Origin of the sequence: Amorphoplanes friuliensis DSM 7358, assembly GCF_000494755.1 — a bacterium.
Taxonomy (GTDB): Bacteria; Actinomycetota; Actinomycetes; order Mycobacteriales; family Micromonosporaceae; genus Actinoplanes; species Actinoplanes friuliensis.
Map to the genome: position 1 here is coordinate 2,670,032 of NC_022657.1, position 22,439 is coordinate 2,692,470.

General features: G+C 74.5%; 1 protein-coding gene and 1 pseudogene. Both read left to right on the top strand.

Annotation, left to right across the window (positions count from 1 at the left end):
• Nucleotides 1–146 precede the first annotated feature (146 nt).
• On the top strand, nt 147–10,148 hold the full coding sequence (locus AFR_RS12505) for a non-ribosomal peptide synthetase (protein ID WP_148307944.1): 10,002 nt from the start codon (nt 147–149) through the stop codon (nt 10,146–10,148).
• A pseudogene (locus AFR_RS48795) lies at nt 10,138–22,377 on the top strand (amino acid adenylation domain-containing protein); the annotation flags it as partial. The gene AFR_RS12505 and the pseudogene AFR_RS48795, both read left to right, overlap by 11 nt.
• Between the last annotated feature and the right edge of the window lie 62 nt (nt 22,378–22,439).

Sequence of the window (22,439 nt, forward strand, 5' to 3'; positions counted from 1 at the left end):
AACGCGTTTTCCGGCATCGGCGGCAGAAATTCGCCGCCGTCCGCCGGTCAATCCCTTCCACGTGCCTGAAAGGTTTGCCGACGTTGTCGAAGCACCGCGCTGCACCGGTACATCCGTCTCCGCGATCCCGCACCGAGGCACAGGAAGTGACCAGCGCGAAAAGCGTTGAAACAGGACGGCCGCCGCACCTTCCGGGCCTGGCCGCCGAGCCGATCCCTGCTCCCCGCGACCCGGCCGCCACGGCCCGGCCGGGTCGCTGGCGCACAGTGCGGTGCGGCCTGCCGTCCGGCATCGCCTGGCGCGACGACCGGGTCCCCGTCTGCGCCGCCGCCCTGCACGTGGTGCTGAGCCGCTACAGCGGCGGGCAAGACGTGGCCGTGGCCGCCGCGACCACCGACGGCCTGCACCTGCTCGGCCCGGCGTCCGAGGCCGTCGACACGCTCGCCGCCCTCGTCGAGACCTTCCGGGCGGCTGCGGGCACGCCGTCCGGTCCGCCGGTGACCGGCGACCTGGCCCGGGTCGTGGTCGCCGCCGGCCGGACCGTTGTTCCCCCGGAGACCGTGCTGGTGGTCCGGCCCCGGACCGGCGCGGATCCGCGCATCGACCTGGAGTACCGGACCGACCGGTTGACCGAGCCGGACGTGCGCCGCACCGCCGGCCACCTGAGCCGCGTGCTGGCCGCGATCGCCGACCACCCCACCCTGCCCCCGGCCGAGGTCGACCTGCTCACCGCCGACGAACGCCGGCTCGTGGTCCAGGCCGCCCGCGGCGCCGAGCACCCGGCGCCGCCGGCCCTCTGGCCGGAGCTGGTCGAGGCCCAGGCCAGGCGTACCCCGGAGCGGCCCGCGGTGCTCGCCTCCGGCACGACCCTCACCTACGCCGAGCTGGACACCTCGGCCAACCGGCTGGCCCGGCTGCTGATCCGCCACGGCGCGGGACCGGAGACCATCGTCGCTTTGGTGCTGCCCCGATCGGTGGAGATCGTCATCGCGCAACTGGCGGTGGCCAAAGCCGGCGCGGCTTTCCTGCCGGTGGATCCGGCCTATCCGGCGCCGCGGATCGCTGCCATGCTCGGCGACGCGCGGCCCGTGGCGGTGGTGACCCGCGGCGACGTGGCCACCACTGCTGACCAGATCGTGCTGGACGACGCGCAGGTCCGCGCGGAACTCGACGGCCTCTCCGGGTCCACCGTGACCGACGCCGATCGCCGGAGCCCTCTGCGGGGCTGCCACCCGGCCTACGTCATCTTCACCTCCGGCTCCACCGGCGTGCCCAAGGGTGTGGTCGTGCCACACCACGGCCTGGCCCACTTCTGCGCGGCCGAGGCCGGCCACCTCGGCGTCGAGCCCGGCGACCGAGTGCTGCAGTTCTCCTCGCCGAGCTTCGACGCCTCCGTCCTGGAGTCCGGAATGGCCCTGCCGGCCGGGGCCGCCCTGGTGGTGCCGCCGCCGGGCGCGGTCGCGGGGGAGCAGTTGGCCGAGGTGCTGGCCACCGGCCGGATCACCCACGCGCTCATCCCGCCCGCCGCGCTGGCCACTCTGCCGGCCGGCGCCCTGCCCGACCTGCGCACCCTGCTGGTCGGTGGTGAGGCCTGCGACGCGACGCTGGTCACCCGGTGGGCCCCCGGCCGCCGGATGATCAACGCCTACGGCCCCACCGAGATCACCGTGGTCGCCACCTGGACCAGCCCGCTGACCCCCGGGGCCGTACCGCCGATCGGCACGCCGCTGCCCGGCACCGCCTGCTACGTGCTCGACCACCGGTTGCGTCCGGTGCCCTTCGGTGCGGTGGGGGAGCTCTACGTCGCCGGCGCCGGCGTCGCCCGGGGCTATCTGCGCCGGCCCGGCCTGACCGCCCAGCGCTTCGTCGCCGACCCGTTCGGCGGGCCCGGCGACCGGATGTACCGCACCGGCGACCGGGTCCGCCGCTCGGCCGACGGCCGGCTGGACTTCCTCGGCCGGGCCGACGACCAGGTCAAGATCCGTGGCTTCCGGATCGAGCCCGGCGAGATCGAAGCGGTCCTGACCCGGCACCGGTCGGTGGCCCGGGCCGCGGTCGTCGCCCGCGAGGACCGGCCCGGCGTCAAACGGCTGGTCGCGTACGTCGTCCCGCAGTCACCGTCCGGAGTGGACGTCGCTGTTCTGCGCGCACACATGGCGGCCGTGCTGCCGGACCACATGGTGCCCGCGGCGTTCGTCGCGCTGACGGCTCTCCCGGTCAGCCGCAACGGAAAGCTCGACCAGCGCGCCCTTCCGGCGCCGACCTTCGACCGCGCGGCGCCCGCCGGCGGGCCGCCCCGGACGCTGACGGAGCAGCTGGTCGCCGAGGTCTGGGCCGACGTGCTGCAGGTGACCGCCGTGGGCCGCGACGACGACTTCTTCGCCCTCGGCGGCGACTCACTGCTGGCGGTGCGGGCCTCGGCCCGGCTGCACGCGGCGCTGGGCGTGCGCCTGCCGGCCCGGGCGGCCTTCGACGCCCGTACCGTCGCGGCCCTCAGCGACCTGCTCACCGGCGCCGCCACCGAGAACCCCGACGCGATCACCCGGCAGGACCGGGCCCGGCCGCTGCCGCTGTCGACCCATCAACGGCGGCTCTGGACCCACCAGCACCTCGCGCCCGGCAGCACCGACAACAACACCGGTGTGGGCCTGCTCCTGCGGGGCGAGCTCGACCTGCGCGCCCTCCGGACCGCACTCGACGCCCTGACCGAACGGCACGAGTCGCTACGCACCACCTTCACCGAAGTCGACGGCGAGCCCCGGCAGGTGATCGCCGGCCGCGCCCTGCTGCCGTTGCGCCTGGTCGACCGGGCGGGCCCCGTCGACGAGGTCCTCGCCGGGGAACTGCGCCGGCCGTTCGACCTGACGACCGGGCCGCTCACCCGGGCCGTGCTGGTGTCCACCGGGCCGGCCGAACACGTGCTGCTGATCGCCCAGCACCACATCATCACCGACGGGCAGTCCGTGCGGGTCCTCACCGACGAGCTGGCCACGCTGTACGAGGCCGCCGTGACCGGCCCGGCCGCCGTCGCGCTGCCCGAGCTCGCCGTCCAGTACGCCGACTTCGCCGCCTGGGAACGCGACCGGTCAGCCACGACCACCGCGGCCCGGCTGCCGTACTGGCGGGACCGGCTCGCGGGGGCGGAGCCGTTGCACCTGCCGGCCGACGGCACCGGCGACGGCGGCACTGCCGGCGGCCTGCACCGCCGGACGATCCGGGCCGGCCTGACCTCTCAGCTGGAACAACTCGGCCGGCAGCACGGCACGACCCTCTACATGACCCTCGTCGCCGCCGTGCAGGTGCTGCTGGCCCGGTACACCGGCCAGAACGACATCACACTCGGCACGGTGACCTCCGGCCGAGACCGCACCGAGCTGGACCGGCTGACCGGCTTCTTCGTCAACACCCTGGTGCTGCGCGGCTCGGTGGACCGGCGGGAGAGTTTCGCCCGGCGGCTGGCCGACGTCCGGGAGACCGTCCTGGACGCGTTCACCCACGACGTGCCCTACGACCGGCTGGTCGAGGACCTGCGCCCGGACGGCGACCTCGTCCGGGCGGTGGTCGTGCTCCAGCCGGACCTGGTCGCCGAACACCGGGCGGCCGGGGTGCGGTTCACGCAGTACGACCTGCCGCGGCCCGATGCACGCTTCGATCTGGTGGTCGAGTTCGTTCCGCACGGCGACACCCTCGAGCTGGTCCTGGAATACCGCACCGGGGTGTTCAGCGCGACCCGCGTCGCCGCGCTGGGCGAGCACCTGATGCGCCTGCTGGAGGGCGTCACCGCCGCCCCGGCGGCCGCACTGGGCACCGTCGGGCTGCTGTCCGCCGAGGAACGCATCGAACTGCTGATCCGGCGCAACGACACCGCTCGCGCGATCCCGGCGACCACCCTGCCGCAGCTGGTCGCCCGGCAGGTGGCCCGCACACCGGACCGGCCCGCGATCCGGTCCGCCGCCGGCGACCTCAGCTACGCCCAGCTGTGGTCACGGGTGAACCGGCTGGCCCGGCTGCTCATCCGGCACGGCGCCGGCCCGGAACGGATCGTCGCCCTGGCGCTGCCCCGCTCGGCGGACATCGTGACCGCCGAGCTGGCGGTGAGCCAGACCGGGGCGGCCTTCCTGCCGGTGGACCCGGACTACCCGCAGTCGCGGATCGCGTTGATGCTCGGCGACGCGGCGCCCGTGCTGGTACTCACCCACGCCGGTCTCACCGACCGGTTGCCGGCCGGTGCCCCGGTGCTCACGCTGGACGACCCGGCCGTGCGCGACACCGTGGCCGCCCTGCCGGACAGCGAGGTGGACGACGGCGAACGCCTCGCGCCGTTGCGGCTGGATCATCCGGCCTACGTCATCTACACCTCCGGCTCCACCGGGCGGCCCAAGGGCGTGGTGATCGCCCACCGCGGACTGGCGAGCTTCTCCGCCGCCGAGATCGAGCACTACGCCGTGCGCCCGGGCGACCGCGTGCTGCAGTTCGCCTCACCGAGCTTCGACGCTTCGATCCTGGAGCTGTGCATGGCTCTACCGGCCGGCGCGGCCCTGGTGGTGCCCCCGGACGGGCCACTGCTCGGCGACCGGCTCGCTGCGGTGCTGCGCGACCACCTCGTCACCCACGCTTTGATCCCACCGGCTGCCCTGGCCACCGTGCCCGACGGCGAGACGCTGCCCGGCTTCGGCTGCGTCATCGTGGGCGGTGACGCCTGCGGCGCCGATCTGGTGGCCCGGTGGGCGCCCGGCCGCCGGATGATCAACTCGTACGGGCCGACCGAGAGCACCGTGGTGTCCACCTGGTCCGAACCGCTGACCCCGGGCCGGACCCCGCCGATCGGCCGGCCGATCCCCAACACCCGGGTGTACGTGCTCGACGCCGGGCTGGGGCCGGTCCCCGACGGCGCCCCCGGCGAGTTGTACGTCGCCGGCTCCGGGCTGGCCCGGGGGTACCTGGGCCGGCCCGGCCTGACGGCGGAGCGCTTCGTGGCCGACCCGTTCGGCCCGGCCGGGCACCGGATGTACCGCACCGGTGACCTGGTGCGCTGGGACGCCGGCGGCCGGCTGGAGTTCCTGGGCCGCGCCGACGACCAGGTCAAGATCCGCGGCTTCCGCATCGAGCTGGGCGAGGTGACCGCGGCGCTGACCGAGCTGGACGGCATCCGCAACGCGGCCGTCGTGGTCCGCACCGAGGAATCCGGCACCCGCCGGCTGGTCGCCTACGTGGTGCCCACCCCCGACGGCGACCACGACGCCGTCCGCCTCCGCGCCCGGCTGGCCACCACCCTGCCCGAGCACATGATCCCGGCGGCCTGGGTGTTCCTGGACGCCCTGCCGACGGACCCGAACGGCAAACTGGACCGCCGGGCCCTGCCCGCCCCCGACCTCACCGCCGCGACCGAGCTCTACGTGGCCCCGCGCAGCGCGGCCGAACAGGTCCTCACCGACATCTGGGCCGCGGTGCTCGGCGTACCTCGCGCCGGTGTCGAGGACGACTTCTTCGCCCTCGGCGGCGATTCGATCCTGAGCATCCAGGTGGTGTCGCAGGCCCGCGCGGCCGGCCTGCTCGTGACCTCCCGCGACATCTTCCGTCACCGGACGGTCGCGGCGCTGGCCGCCGCCGGCGCGATCGCGCCGGCCGCCGCCCCCACCGCGGACCGCGGACCGGTCACCGGGACCTCCCCGCTCACGCCGATTCAGCGCTGGCTGCTGGAATCCCGGCCGGGCCGGGCCGGGAAGTTCGACCAGTGGCTGGCGTTCGAACTCACACCGCAGGTCGACGAAGACACCCTGCGCACCGCGTTGTCGGCGGTGCTGGCCCACCACGACGCTCTGCGCGCCGTCTTCCCCGGCTCCGGCGACGACCGCCGGATGCGGATCGGGCCGCCGCAACCGGCCGTGCTGCCTCGCCGGCAGCTGCCCGCCGGTCCGGCCCCCGAGGCGCTGCCGGCCGAGGTCGAACGGGCGCACGGCGACCTCGACCTCGCCCGCGGCCCACTGCTGCGCGCCACCCTCATCGACATCGAGGACGGCCCGACGATGCTGGTGCTGGTCGTGCACCACCTCGTGGTGGACGCGGTGTCGTGGCGGCTGCTGGCCGAAGACCTGCAGGACGCCTACCGGCAGATCACCACGGGCGCGGCGGTACGGCTGCCGGCGCGGACCACGTCGTTCCTCGACTGGGCGAACCGGCTGGCCGCCCACACCGCGGCCGGTGGCTTCGACGACGAACTCCCGCACTGGGCGGACATCCTCACCCACGACACCGCCCTCCCGGTCGACGGCATCGGGCCCGACACCGCCGCGGACACCCGGTCGGTGACCGTACGCCTGGACCGCGACCGCACCGCGGCCCTGCTGCACGATGTGCCGGCGGTGTACCGGACCCAGATCAACGACGTCCTGCTCACCGCCCTCGGCGCGACGCTGCGCGACTGGACCGGCAACCGGGTGCTCGTCGACCTGGAGGGCCACGGCCGCGAGGAGATCCTCGACGGCACCGACCTGACCCGGACCGTCGGCTGGTTCACCACGGTCTACCCGGTGGCCCTCACCGTGCCGGCCGGCGCCGACTGGGGCACGGCACTCAAGGCCGTCAAGGAACAACTGCGCGCCGTACCCCGGCGCGGAATCGGCTTCGGCGCACTGCGCCGACTGACCACCGGCCGGCTGCCGGCCGGCGCCCAGCCACAGATCGCCTTCAACTACCTCGGCCAGTTCTCCGTACCCGACGGCGACATCTTCCACGGCCCGCCGGCCGGCCTGGCGCTGACCGAGGACCCCGACGCGCCCCGCCCGCACGCCCTGGAGGTCGTCGGCCGGATCACCGCCGGCCACCTCGAGCTCACCTGGTCGTACGGCCGGCACCGGCACCACCGCGACACCGTCGCCGGGCTGGCCGACCGGATGGTGGCGGCCCTGGGCGAGATCATCACCCACTGCGCCGGCCCGGACGCCGGCGGGCGCACCCCGTCGGACTTCCCGCTGGCGCGGCTCGACCACGCCGCCGTGGACCGGCTCACCGGGCCCGGCACCGACGTGGCGGACATCTACCCGCTCACCGCCATGCAGGCCGGCATGGTCTTCCACGGACTCGACCCGGCCGGCGGCCAGGCCTACTTCCAGCAGACCACCTTCGTCCTCGACGGCGTCGCGGACCCGGTCCGGCTGGCCACCGCCTGGCAACGGGTCGTCGACGCCACACCCGTGCTGCGCACCGCGGTGGCCTGGGACGGGCTGACCGAGCCGGTGCAGATCGTGCACCGCGGCGCCCGCCTCCCGGTCACCCACCTGGACTGGACCGGGTACGACGACGGCACCCGCCGCCACGCCCTGCGCCGGCTGCTCGACACCGACCGGGCACAGGGACTGGATCTGAGCCGCGCCCCGCTGCTGCGCCTCACCCTGGCCCGGCTTTCGCCGACCGAGGTCCAGGTGGTCTGGACCTTCCACCACCTGCTGCTGGACGGCTGGAGCATCTTCCAGGTCCTGTCCGACGTCTTCACCTGCCACGGCGGGCTGCGCGACGGCACACCGCACACCTTGCCGGCGCGGCGGCCCTTCCGTGACCATGTCGCCTGGCTCGCCACCCAGGACGACACCGCGGCCGAGCAGCACTGGCGCACGGTCCTGACCGGCTTCTCGGCACCCACCCCGTTGCCGTACGACCGCGAACCCTCACCGGGAGCCCCGGCCGCCTCCACGCTGCGGCACACGACCACGCTCGGCGACGACGAGTCACGCCGGCTCGACGGCCTCGCCCGGGGCAACGGCCTGACCCTCAACACGCTCGTGCAGGGGGCCTGGGCGATTCTGCTGGCCCGCTGCAGCGGACAGCCCGACGTCTGCTTCGGTGCCACCGTCTCCGGCCGCCCGGCCGCACTGACCGGGGCCGACACGATCACCGGACTGTTCATCAACACCCTGCCGGTCCGGGTCGATGTCGACCCCGGCGCCGACGCCCTGTCCTGGCTGCGCGAACTCCAGGCGGCGCAGACCGAGGCACGCCAGTACGAGCACCTGCCGCTCGCCCGGCTGCGCGCGCTCAGCGACGTGCCGGCCGAGTCGGGGCTCTTCGACAGCATCGTGGTCTTCGAGAACTACCCGATCGACGACACCGCCACCCGCGCACACGGGCTGCGGCTGCGGGACCTGGAAGCGGTGGAGACCACCAACTTTGCCCTCAGCCTGATCGTCTACCCCGGACCGCAGCTGTCGTTCGCGCTGGGCTACGACCCGGCGGTGTTCGACGGGGGCACCGCCGGGCGGCTGGCCGGACACCTGCGCACGCTGCTGACCGAACTGGCCGGCGACCCGCACCGGCCCGTCGGCGCGCTGCCGATGCTCACCGCCGCCGAACACCAGCGGGTGCTGCGACAGGGGACCGGCGCCGTGCATCCCGTACCGGAGAGCACGCTGGTGGATCTCCTGAACGCCCAGCGGGACCGTTCCCCGCACGCCCGGGCGGTCAGTTTCTCCGGCGAGACCCTGACCTACGCCGAGCTGGCCGACTGGTCGGACCGGGTGGCGCGCCGGCTGATCGCCGACGGCGCCGGACCGGAACGCTGTGTCGCGGTCGCCCTGCCCCGCTCGCTGGAACTGGTCGTAGCGCTGGTCGCGGTCCTCAAATCCGGCGCCGCCTACCTGCCGGTCGACCCGGACCTGCCCGCCGCCCGGATCACCACGATGCTCGACGACGCCCGGCCCGTGCTGGTGCTGGACCGCCCGGAGACGATGCGGGAGGCCGACGGTCCCGTCACGACCGGTCCGGCCCGGCCGGGCCCGGACCACCCGGCCTACGTCATCTACACCTCCGGCTCGACCGGCCGGCCCAAGGGCGTCGCCGTGCCGCACCGCGGCATCGTGAACCGGCTGCTGTGGATGCAGGACGAGTACCGGCTCGACACCGGCGACGTGGTGCTGCAGAAGACCCCCGCGGGCTTCGACGTCTCCGTGTGGGAGTTCTTCTGGCCGCTGATCACCGGTGCGCACCTGGTGGTGGCCCGGCCCGGCGGACACCGTGAGCCCGCCTACCTGGCCGAGCTGATCCGCTCCGCGGGCGTCACCACCGTCCACTTCGTACCCTCGATGTTGCGGGCCTTTCTGGCCGCTCCCGCCGCCGCCGGCTGCACCGGGCTGCGGCAGGTCATCTGCAGCGGCGAGGCGCTGCCGGGCGACGTCGCCGCGGCCTTCCACGCGCTGCTGCCCGCCACCCTGCACAACCTGTACGGCCCGACCGAGGCGTCCGTCGACGTCACCTACCACCCCTGCCGGCCCGACGCCGGCGACGGACCGGTACCGATCGGCCGGCCGGTCCGGAACACCCGCACCTACGTGCTCGACCGTGACCTGCGCCCGGTCCCGCCGGGTGTCCCCGGCCGGCTCTACCTGGCCGGCGTCCAACTGGCCCGCGGCTACCTGCATCGCCCCGGCCTGACCGCCCAGCGGTTCGTCGCCGACCCGTACGGTGAACCCGGGGAGCGGATGTATCACACCGGTGACCTGGCCCGCTGGCTGCCCGACGGCACCCTGGGCTTCCTCGGCCGCACCGACGACCAGGTCAAGATCCGGGGCAACCGGATCGAGCCCGGGGAGATCGAGGCGGCGCTGTGCCGGCTCCCCGAGGTCACCCAGGCCGTCGTGGTGGCCCGCGACGACCGGCTCGTCGCCTATCTCGTGCCGCCGTCCGGCACCACGCCCGACCCGGCCCGCCTGCGCGCCGCGCTCGCCACCGACCTGCCGCAGTACATGGTCCCGTCGGCGTTCGTCGTGCTGGACGGGCTGCCCCTGAGCCCGAACGGCAAGCTCGACCGGGCGGCGCTGCCCGCACCGGACCTGTCGGCCACCACCGGCGCCACACCGACGGCACCGCGCACCGAGGCCGAGAAAGTCATCGCCGGCATCTGGGCCGAGGTGCTCGGAAACGACCGGATCGGCGTCCAGGACAGCTTCTTCGACCTCGGCGGTGACTCCATCCGCAGCATGCTCGTCGCCTCGCGCACCGGCGCAGCCTTCGGCGTCACCCTCCACCCCCGCGACATCCTCACCGCCCGCACCGTCGCCGCCCTCGCCGTGCTCGTGGAGGACCGGATCCTCCAGGAGCTCGAGCGCCTCGCGGCCGATGCCGGCGACCCCCGACAAGGAGCACCTGATGTCGTCTGACCAGCAGAGCCGCATCGAAGCGCTACCCGCCCACCTGCAGCAGATCCTCCGCCAGCGCCTGAGCGGCTCAGCGCCGGCCGCCCCGGTCGCCGAGCCGATCCCGGCCGCACCGTCCGGCGAGCCGCTGCCGCTGTCGTTCTCCCAGCAGCGGCTGTGGTTCCTGGACCGCTTCCAGCCCGGCGGCACCGAGTACAACAGCGCCCTGGCCCTGCGCCTGCGCGGGCCACTGGACCGGCCGGCGCTCACCGTCGCACTGCGCGCCCTGATGACCCGGCACGAGGCGCTGCGCACCACCTTCGACGACGTCGACGGGACCGCGCTGCAAGTGGTCAACCCGGTGCCCGACCTCGACGTGCCGCTGGTCGAGGCGTCCGCCGAAGGACTGGACGGGCTGCTGTACGACGGCTACGCCGTCCCGTTCGACCTGCGGCACGGCCCCCTGTTCCGGGCCACCCTGTACCGGCTCGCCGACGACGAGCACGTGCTCCTGCTGGCCGTGCACCACATCGTCACCGACGGCTGGTCGATGGGCATCCTGGTCGCCGACCTCGGCACGCTGTACACCGCGGCCCGCACCGGCGCACCGGGCCCGCTGCCCGCTCCGGAGCTGCGCTACGCCGACTTCGCCTGCTGGCAACGCCGCCAGGCCACCGGCGACGCGGCCCGGCGGCACGCCGGCTACTGGACCGGTCAGCTCGCCGGCCTGGCTCCGCTGGAACTGCCCACCGACCGGCCGCGGCCGGCGGTACGGACCTCACACGGCGCCGTGCACCGGTTCACCGTGCCCGCCGCCGTCGCCGCCCGCCTGAGCACGCTGGCCCGGGCGCACGACACCACCCTGTTCACCGTCCTGACCGCCGCCTGCGCGCTGCTCTTCTCCCGGTACGCAGGCCAGGACGACGTGGCGCTGGGCACCGTGGTCTCCGGTCGCAACCGCCCCGAGCTCGAACGCCTCGTCGGTTTTTTCGTCAACACCGTCGTCCTGCGCGCCCGGGTCGACGAGCGCCACACCTTCGCCGGTCTGCTGACCCACGTCCGGGAGACCGCCCTGGACGCCTTCGCCCACGACGACGTCGCGTTCGAACGGCTCGTCGAGGCCGCCGGCGCCGTCCGCGACCCCAGCCGCAACCCGCTGTTCGACGTGATGGTGCTGCTGCACGACCAGCGGCGGGCCGCCCCGCAGCTGGCCGGGCTGCAGGTGGAGGAGATCGAGCTGTCCCGCCGCGCCGCCACGGTGGACGTCTCCGTGGAGTTCGAACGCCAGGACGAGCACCTGGCCGGCTTCGTGGAATACAACACCGACCTGTTCGACACCGCCACCGCCGAGCGGCTGACCGGTCACCTGCTGGCCCTGCTCGACGCCGTCTCCGCCCGCCCCGATCAACGGCTGGCGACGGTGTCCATGCTCGGTGCCGGTGAACGCGACCGGGTGCTCACCGAGTGGAACGCCACCGCCGCCGACGTCCCGCCGGGCACCTTCGCCGAGCTGTACGAGGCTCAGGCCGACCGCACCCCGGACGCCACCGCCCTGGTCGCCCGGGACGCCACGCTGACCTACCGGCAGCTCGACGAGCGGGCGAACCGGCTGGCCCGGCTGCTCGCCGACCGCGGCGCCGGCCCGGAGCGGCTGGTCGCTCTGGCCCTGCCGCGGACCGCCGACATGATCGTGGCTCTGCTCGCCGTGGCCAAGGCCGGTGCGGTGTATCTGCCGCTCGACCCGGACCTGCCGGCCGAGCGGATCGCCTTCGTGCTGGACGACGCCGCCCCGGTGCTCATCCTGACCGCGGGCGGCGTCGTCCCGGCCGGTGACACCCCGCACGTCGCTCTCGACGACCCGCGGATCGTCGCGGAACTCGCCGGCCGACCCGCCGCCCGGCCGGCCGGTGCCGGCACCCGACCGGACCACGCCGCCTACGTCATCTACACCTCCGGCTCGACCGGCCGCCCCAAGGGCGTGGTGGTCGAGCACCGGCAGCTGGTCAACCTGTTCCACCACCACCGGCACGGCCTGGCCGCCGCGGTGGGCCGGCCGATGCGGGTCACGCTGACGGCGGCGTTCTCCTTCGACACCTCGTGGGAGGGCCCGCTGCTGATGGCCGACGGGCACGAGCTGCACGTCGTCGACGAGCAGACCCGCCTCGACCCGCACGCCCTGGTCGGCTACGTGCGCCGGCACCGGATCGACTTCCTCGACCTGACGCCGTCGTACCTGCGGCACCTGCTCAGCGTCGGGCTGCTGGCCGACGACGCCCACCGCCCGGCCGTGCTGATGCTCGGCGGCGAGGCGATCGGCGAGTCCCTCTGGCGGGAACTGGGCGAGGTGCCCGGCACCACCGCGTACAACTTCTACGGCCCCACCGAGTGCACCGTGGACGCGTTGTCGGCCGAGGTCCGCCCCGGCGTGCGGCCGGTGGTCGGGCGGCCGCTGCGCAACGTGCGGGCGTACGTGCTCGACGAGGCCCGGCAACCGGTGCCGGTGGGGATCGCCGGAGAGCTGTACCTGGCCGGGGCCCAGGTCGCCCGGGGTTACCTGCACCGTCCCGGCCTGACGGCGGAGCGCTTCGTGGCCGACCCGTACGGCGCGCCGGGGGAGCGGATGTACCGCACCGGCGACCGGGCCCGGTGGACCCCCGACGGCCAGCTCGACTACCTCGGCCGCACCGACGACCAGGTCAAGGTCCGCGGCTTCCGGATCGAGCCCGGCGAGATCGAGACCGCCCTGCTCAGCACGCCCGGCGTCGCCGAGGCGGTCGTCATCGCCCGCGACGACGACGCCGGGCACCGGCGGCTGGTGGGCTACGTGGTGCCGGCCGGGTCCGACACGGTGGACGACGCCGGGCTGCGTGCCGCGCTGCGCCGGTCGCTGCCCGACTACATGGTGCCGGCGGTGTTCGTCACCCTGGACCGGCTGCCCACCACCTCCACCGGAAAGATCGACCGCCGGGCGCTGCCGGCCCCCGCCGCCCCGACCGGCGAGCAGGCCGCCTTCACCGCTGCGCGCACCGAGGTCGAACAGCACCTGGCCGCCATCTGGGCGGAGGTCCTCGGCGCCGAACGGGTGGGCATCACCGACAACTTCTTCGCCCTCGGCGGCGATTCGATCCTCAGCATCCAGGTGGTCTCCCGGGCCCGGCAGGCCGGCCTGCGCCTGACCTCGCGCGACATCTTCCTGCATCAGTGCATCGCCGACCTGGCACCCGCCGTCGAGGCCGCCACGGCACCGGCGGACACCCCGCTGATCACCGGGCCGGCGCCGCTGACCCCCATCCAGCGCTGGTTCTTCGACACCTACGGCCCGCTGCCGCATTTCACCATGTCGATGGTGCTCGAACTGGCCGCCGACGTGGACGAGAACCGGCTGGGCGCGGCCCTGGACGCCCTGACCCGCCACCATGAGGGCCTGCGCCTGGCCTGCACCGCCGACGCGCAGCAACCGGTGGCCGGCCACGCCGTCCTGCACCGGCACGACGGGCTCGAGGAGGCCGCCGCGGCTCTGCGGGCCGCCCTCGACCCCGCCACCGGGCGGATGTTCGGCGCCGCCCTGGTCCGTCCGGACGACGACCCGGCGCCCCGGTTGCTGCTGGTCGCCCACCACCTCGTCGTCGACGGAGTGTCCTGGCGCATCCTGCTCGAGGACCTGGAGACCGCCTACTGCCAGCTCGGAGACGGGCAGCCGGTGGCCCTGCCCCCGGTGACCACACCGTTCACCCAGTGGGCCCACCGCCTGGCCGGGCACGTCACCGCCGGAGGCCTAGACGAGGCGCTGGACCACTGGACGGCGGCGGGCGCGCCACCGCCGCTGCCGGTCGACCACCACGGCACCGCCGACGGCCACTCCACCCGCACCATCACCGTCCGGCTGGGCCGTGACGACACCACCGCTCTGCTGCACCGGGTGCCACCGGCCTACCGCACCCAGGTCAACGACGTGCTGCTCGGCGCCCTCGGCCGGGTGCTGGCCGACTGGACCGGCCACGACCGGGTGGCGATCACCTGCGAGGGCCACGGCCGCGAGGAACTGCTCGACGGCGTCGACCTGTCACGGACCGTCGGCTGGTTCACCACCCAGTTCCCGGTCACCCTGCAGCTGCCCGCGGCCGGCGATTGGGGCCGCACACTGCTCGCCGTCAAGGAACAGCTGCGCGCGGTGCCGCACCGCGGGCTCAGCTACGAGGCCCTGCGGTACCTGTCCCCGGCCGCCACCGCCCTGTCCGGCCGTCCCCTGCCCCAGGTCTGCTTCAACTACCACGGCCGCTGGGACGCCGGCGCCGCCACCGGGCTGATCCGGGCCCGGCACGACGGCGTCGGCCCCGAACTCGATTTGGACCGCGCACCGGCGTACCTGCTGGACGTCGTGGGCCTGGTCGAGGACGGCGAGCTGCGGTTGAGCTGGCTCTACAGCGACCAGGCGCACGACGAGGCCACCGTCCGCCGGCTGGCCGACGCCATGGTGGAGGCGTTGCAGGCCGTCGTCGCGCACTGCACGGCGCCCGGCGCCGGCGGACGCTCGCCGGCCGACTTCCCGCTCGCCGGGCTCGACCAGGCGGGCGTGGACCGGGTGGCCGGCGACGGCCGCGCCGTCGAGGACGTCTACCCGCTGACCCCGCTGCAGGCCGGCATGGTCTTCCACAGCCTGGTCGACGCCGGCGCCGGCCTGTACGCCGACCGCACCCGGCTGCGCCTCGGCGGCGTCACCGATCCCACCGTCCTGGCCGCCGCCTGGCAGCGGGTCGTCGACCGCACCCCGGCCCTGCGCACGACCGTGGTCTGGGAGGGCGTCGACCACCCGGTCCAGGTCGTCCACCGCGAGGTCACCCTGCCGGTGAGCATCCACGACTGGCGGGCCCTGGACGAAGCCGCCCGCGACGACGCACTGGCGACGCTGATCGCCGACGACGAACGGGCCGGGCTGGACCTGACGGCCGTCCCGCTGATGCGCCTGGCCGTGGCCCGGACCGCCGACGACGAGGTACTGGTCGTGTGGACCTCGCACCACGTGCTGCTCGACGGCTGGAGCGTCGGGCAGGTCTTCGCCGAGGTGGCCGCCGAGTACACCGCCCACGTGCGGGGCACCGCGACCCGGCCGGTGCACCGCCGCCCGTTCCGTGACTACCTCGCCTGGCTGGCCGACCAGGACCTCGGCCAGGCCGAGCAGTACTGGCGTGCGGTGCTCGCGGGGATGACCGAACCGACCCCGCTGCCGTACGACCGGCAGCCCGGCGAGGTCCACCGCAGCGAATCCGCCGAGACCGTCCGGGTCCGCCTGTCCGACACCGAATCCACGGCCCTGCGCCGCACCGCCCAGCAGCACGGGCTGACCGTCAACACCGTCGTGCAGGGCGCCTGGGCGTTGCTGCTGGCGCGCTGCGGCGGCGGACCCGACGTGGTGTTCGGCACCACCGTCTCCGGGCGCCCCGCCGAGCTCACCGGCGTGGAGTCGATGATCGGCATGTTCATCAACACCGTCCCGACCCGGGTCAGCGTGCTCCGCGACGAACCGGCGGCCGACTGGCTGCGCGGGCTGCAACAGGCGCAGAGCGAGGCCCGCCGCTTCGACTGGACCGCCCTGTCGCGGCTGCGCGGCTGGAGCGACCTGCCCGCCGGGGACAACCTGTTCGACAGCGTCGTGGTCTTCGAGAACTACCCGTACGACGAGGCGGCCGTGACCGCCGGAGCGTTGCAGCTGCGCGACGTGCACGCCACCGACACCACCAACTTCGCCCTGGCCCTGAGCGCCTATCTGGCCGACGGGCTGCGCCTGGAGCTGGCCTACGACCCGGGGCTGTTCGACCCCGGGACCGCGCAGGCCCTCGCCGCCCGCCTGCGACTGCTGCTGAACTCCTTCGCCGCCGACCCGCGCCGGCCGGTCGCCGACCACGCCTGGCTGCTGCCCGGCGAACGCCACCGGGTGCTGACCGAGTGGAACGCCACCGGTCTCGACATCCCCGCCACCACCTGGACCCAGGCCTTCGAGGAGCAGGTCCGGCGGACACCGGACGTATTGGCCCTGACCTGTCAGGACACCACGTTCACCTACGCCGCCCTGGAGGCCCGCGCCAACCGGCTCGCCCACCTGATGATCCGCGCCGGGGTCGGTCCCGAACGCGTGGTCGCGGTGACCCTGCCGCGCAGCGCCGACAGCGTGGTCGCGATCCTGGCCGTCCTCAAGGCCGGCGGCGTCTACCTGCCGGTCGATCCCACGCTGCCCGCCGACCGGATCCACCTGCTGTGCCGGGACGCCGGAGCGGCCCTGGTCCTGGGCGCCGCACCGGGACCCGGCGGCGACCTGCCGGTGCTCCGGCTCGACGACCCGGCGACGACCGCGGCGCTGGCCGGCTGCCCGGACACCGCCCCCCACGACGGCGACCGGCTCAGCCCGCTGCGACCGGAGAACTCCGCCTACCTGATCTACACCTCCGGCTCCACCGGGCGGCCCAAGGGTGTGCTGGTCGAACACCGGCAGCTGAGCACGTTGTACTTCGACCACCGGCACGAGCTGATCGAGCCGGAGAGCCGCGCCGCCGGCCGGCCGCTGACCGTGGCCCTGACCGCGGTGTTCTCCTTCGACACGTCCTGGGAAGGCCTGCTGTTCCTGGCCGCCGGGCACCCGCTGCACGTCATCGACGACGAGACGCGCCTGGACCCGGCCGCGCTGGTCGGCTACATCACCGAGCACCGCGTCGACTTGCTCGACCTCACCCCGACCTATGCCCGGCAGCTGCTGCCGGCCGGCCTGCTCGACGACGCCCGGCCGTACCCAAGGGTGGTCATGCTGGGCGGCGAGGCGACCGATCCCGAACTGTGGCAGGCCCTGGCCGGCAGCCGGGTCACCGGCTACAACTACTACGGGCCCACCGAGTGCGCCGTGGACTCGGTCTCCTGCCGGATCACCGACGCGGACCGGCCGGTCATCGGCCGCCCCGGCCGCAACCAGCACGCGTACGTTCTCGACGCCGGCCTGGCCCCGGTCCCGCCGGGCGTCACCGGCGAGCTCTACATCGCCGGCGACCAGGTGGCCCGCGGCTACCTGAACCGGCCCGGGCTCACCGCGCAACGCTTCGTCGCCGACCCGTACACCGGGCCCGGCACGCGCATGTACCGCACCGGCGACCTGGTCCGCTGGACCAGCGAAGGCCTGCTGGAATACCTCGGCCGCGCCGACGAGCAGATCAAGATCCGCGGCCACCGGATCGAGCCCGGCGAGGTCGAGGCGGCGCTGCTGGCCGGCCCTGAGCTGACCGCTGCCGCGGTCGTCGCCCACGAGTCCGCACCCGGGCTGCGCCGGCTGGTGGCCTACCTGGTCGCCGCGCCCGGCGCCACCCTGCCGGTCGCCGCGGACCTGCGCACGCACCTGGCCCGGACGCTGCCCGAGCAGCTGATCCCGGCGGCGTTCGTCGAGGTCGACCGGCTGCCGATGAACAGCAGCGGCAAGCTGGACCGCCGGTCGCTGCCCGCGCCGGACTTCGGTGACACCGGTGGCCGTGTGCACATCGCCCTCCGCACTCCGGCCGAGCGGCTGGTCGCCCGGGTCTGGTCCGAGGTGCTCGCCGTGCCGGTGATCGGCGCCGGCGACAACTTCTTCGAGCTGGGCGGCGACTCGATCCTGAGCATGCGCGTCACCGCCCGGTTGCGGGAGCTGTCAGGCGTACGGATCTCACCGCGCGCGGTCTTCACCACCCCGACCCCGGCCGGGCTCGCCTCCGTACTCGACGCGGGCGCCGCCGTCCCCGCCGGCGGCGTCATTCCCCGCGCCGACCGCAGCCGGCCGCTGCCGCTGTCGTTCGCCCAGCAGCGCCTGTGGTTCCTCGACCAGTTCGAGCCGGGAGGCACCGAGTACGTCAGCCCGCTGGCGCTGCAACTCACCGGCGACCTCGACACCGGGGCACTCGAGGCGGCCCTGACCGCCCTGGTGGACCGGCACGAGTCGCTGCGGACCACCTTCCGGACCGGCGCCGACGGGCTCGCCGAGCAGCTGATCCACCCGCCGGCGCCGGTCCACCTCGACCGCGTCGACCTGACCGGCGCCGACCCGGAAGCCGTGGACAGGGCCCTGGCCGAACACACCGGCCGACCGTTCGACCTGGCCGCCGGCCCGCTGCTGCGGGTGCTGCTGGCCCGCACCGGCGCTCAGCAGCACGTGCTGCTGCTGGTGCTGCACCACATCATCACCGACGGCTGGTCCGGCGGGCTGCTCACCGACGAACTCGGCGAGCTGTACGCGGCCGCACTGCACGGCACCCCCGCCCGGCTGCCGGAGCTGCCGCTGACCTACGCCGACTTCGCGGTGTGGCAACGAGCCCGGCTCACCGGCCCGGCCGTCGACGGCCAGCTCGGCTACTGGCGCGACCGGCTGGCTGGGATCACCCCGCTGGACCTGCCGACCGACCGGCCCCGCCCCGCCGTGCGCACCTCCGCCGGTGCCGCCCACGCCTTCACGGTGCCGGCCGAGCTCACCGCCCGGCTCCACAGCCTGGGCCGAGCCCACGACTGCACCCTGTTCACCACTCTCGTGGCCGCCTGCCAGCTGCTGCTGAGCCGCTGGTCCGGCCAGGACGACATCACCGTCGGCACGGTCACCTCCGGGCGGGAGCACCCCGGCCTGGAACGGATCGTCGGCTTCTTCGTCAACACGGTCGTGCTGCGCTCGGCAGTCGACCCGCGGACACCGTTCCACGCCCTGCTGCGCCGCGTCCGCGAGACCGTGCTGGGTGCGTTCGCCCACCAGGACGTGCCCTTCGAACGGCTCGTCGACGAGCTGCAACCGGTCCGCGACACCAGCCGCAACCCCCTGTTCGACGTGCTGGTGGTGCTGCAGAACCTGCCCGCCGAACCGCCCGCGCTGACCGGGCTGTCCGCCGAGGAACTGCCGCCACCGGTGCTCACCGCGACCCACGACCTGGCGTTCGAGTTCGAGGAACGCGACGGTGTGCTGGCCGGGGCGGTGGAATACAACACCGACCTGTTCGACGCGGCGACCGTCGCCCGGCTGACCGCTCACCTGGTGACGCTGCTGGCCGCCGTCGTGGACGCGCCCGGCCGGCCGGTCGGTGCGGCGGCGCTGCTGACCGCCGGAGAACGCCACGAGGTGACGGCCCTCCACTGCGGCCCACCGGCCGACGTGCCCGCCACACCGTTCCCGGAACTCGTGGCCGCTCAGGCCGTCCGCACCCCGGACGCGACCGCCGTGGTCGCCGGGACCGACACGCTGACCTACGCCGAGCTGCTGAACCGCGCCGACCGGCTGGCCGCCCGGCTGCGGTCCCGCGGCTGCGGCCCGGAACAGGTGGTGGCGGTGGCCCTGCCGCGCCGCATCGACCTGGTGATCGCGTTCCTGGCCGTGCTGCGCGCCGGTGCGGTGTACCTGCCGATCGACCCCGACCAGCCCGCCGCCCGCACCGCAGTGGTGCTGCACGACGCCGCGCCCGTCCTGGTGATCACCGCGGGTGCCCTGGCCGGCGTCCCGGCCGGAACCGGCACCCTGGACCTGACCGTGGCGGCAGCCCTCGACGACACACCGCCGCAGCACTTCACACCGCCAGGGCCGGAGCACGCCGCCTACATCATCTACACCTCCGGCTCGACCGGCCGGCCCAAGGGCGTCACCGTCGAGCACCGCCAGCTGACCAACCTGGCCGCCCACCAGCGCGCCGGCTTCCTCGCCGACTTCGCCGCAGCCCACGGCGACCGCCCGCTGCGCGCCGCGCTCGCCGCCGCGGCCACCTTCGACGCCTCGCTGGAGGAACTGCTGCTGCTGGCCGGCGGTCATGAGGTGCACGTGCTCGACGACACCGTGCGGCTGGACGCCGAGGCCTTCACCGGGTACGTCGCCGAGCACCGCATCGACCTGGTCGACGTGACCCCGTCGTACGCCCGGACGCTGCTGCCGGCCGGACTGCTCGACGACCGCCGGCACCGCCCGCACATCATGCTCCTCGGCGGCGAGGCGATCGGTGCACCACTGTGGACCGCCTTGAGCCGCGTCCCCGATCTTCTGGCCTACAACATGTACGGCCCGACCGAGTGCACAGTGGACAGCCTGGCCGGACGGATCAGTGGGGACGGGCGTCCGGTCCTGGGGCGCCCGCTGACCAACCTGCGGGCGTACGTGCTCGACCAGCGGCTCGAGCCGGTGCCGGTCGGCGTACCCGGCGAGCTGTACCTGGCCGGCCCGCAGGTGGCCCGGGGCTACCTCCACCACCCGGGCCGCACCGCCGCGCAGTTCCCCGCCGACCCGTACGGTCCGCCGGGGGAGCGGATGTACCGCACCGGCGACCGGGCCCGCTGGACCGCCGAGGGCACCTGTGAGTTCCTCGGCCGCGCCGACGAACAGCTCAAGATCCGCGGATTCCGGGTCGAGCCCGGCGAGGTCGAGGCGGCCCTGACCGGTCACCCCGACGTGACCGAGGCGGTCGTGGCCGGGCACACCGGCCAGGACGGCCACCAGCGGCTGGTGGGATACCTGGTGACCACCGGCGGTCGTGACCCCGACGACGCCGGACTGCGGGCCTGGATCAAACGCACGCTGCCCGGCTACCTGGTCCCCGCGGTGTTCGTGGTAGTGGACCGGCTGCCGCTGACCCCGGCCGGCAAGGTCGACCGGCGCGCCCTGCCGGAGCCCCCGCTGCCGGGCGGCGACCGGACCGACTTCGTCGCACCGCGCACCGACATCGAGCAGAGCCTGGCCGGCATCTGGGCCGACGTGCTCGGCGCCGCGCGGGTCGGCGTCACCGACAACTTCTTCGCCCTCGGCGGTGACTCCATCCTGAGCATCCAGGTGGTCTCCCGGGCGCGGCAGGCCGGCCTGCGGGTCAGCTCCAAGGACATCTTCCTGCACCAGACCGTCGCCGACCTGGCCACCGTCGTCACCACCAGCCGGCCCGCGGCCGCCACCGCGGCTGCGATGACCGGACCCGCCCCGCTGACCCCGATCCAGCACTGGTTCCTCGGCCACGAGACCGAACACCGTGACCACTTCGCCATGTCCATGCTGGTCGACGTGCCCGCCGACGTGGACCGGCGCATCCTGGGTGCCGCGCTCGACGCGGTGGTGGCCCACCACCAGGCGCTGCGGATGCGGTTCAGCCACGGACCCGCCGGCTGGACCCAGCAACCCGCCGACGCCGCCGGCGGCAGTCTGACCGTCCACGACCTGTCCGATCTCGCCGCCGACGACCTCGAGGCCGCGCTGGACCGCCACGCCCTGGACGCCCAGCGCGGACTCGGTATCACCGCCGGGCCCCTGCTGCGGGCGGTGCTGTTCGAACTCGGCGCCGACCGGCCACCCCGGCTGTTGCTGGTCGTCCACCACCTGGTGATCGACGGCGTGTCCTGGCGCATCCTGCTCGACGACCTGGAGACCGTCTACCGCCGGCTGACCGACGGTCGTCCGGCAGAACCCGCGCCGGTCGGCACCGAATACACCGCCTGGGCCCACCGGCTCGCCGGTCTGGTCGCCGCCGGCGGCCTGGACGACGCCGTGCCCTACTGGACCCGGACGGTCGCCGAGACGGCCGCGAACCTGCCGGTCGATCGCGACGGCGCGAACACCACGGCGACCACCCGCAGCGTCACCGTCGAGCTGTCCCCGGCCGACACCGACGCGCTGCTGCACCGGGTGCCACCGGTCTACCGCACCCAGGCCAACGACGTGCTGCTCAGCGCGCTCGGCCGGGTGCTCGGCGGATGGACCGGCCGGGACCGGATCCTGATCGCCCTGGAGGGCCACGGCCGGGAGGAACTGTTCGAGGACGTGGACACCTCCCGCACCGTCGGCTGGTTCACCGCCGAGTTCCCGGTCGCGCTGACCGTCCCGGCCGGTGACTGGGCCGCCGTGCTGACCGGCGTCAAGGAACAACTGCGGGCGGTGCCGCACCGCGGGCTCAGCTACGGCGCCCTGCGCCACCTGAGCGCCCCGGACGCGCCGGGTGCGGCCCTGCACGGCACACCCGTGCCCCAGCTCAGCTTCAACTACCACGGCCGGTGGGACGTGGACGCCGAACCGGACGGGCTGATCCGCGCCGCGCACCCCGGCGTAGGCCAGGACGTCGCCCCGGACAGCAACCGCCCCTACCTGATCGAGATCACCGGCGCGGTCACCGACGGGCGGCTCCAGCTCGAGTGGGCGTACTCCGAGCAGCGCCACGACGAGGCCACCATCCGCCGCCTCGCCGAAGCCATGACGGACGCGCTACGGGAGATCGTCGAGCACTGCGCCCGGCCCGGCGCCGGGGGCCGTACCCCCTCGGACTTCCCGCTGGCCGGCCTGGACCAGGCCGCGGTGGACCGGCTGGC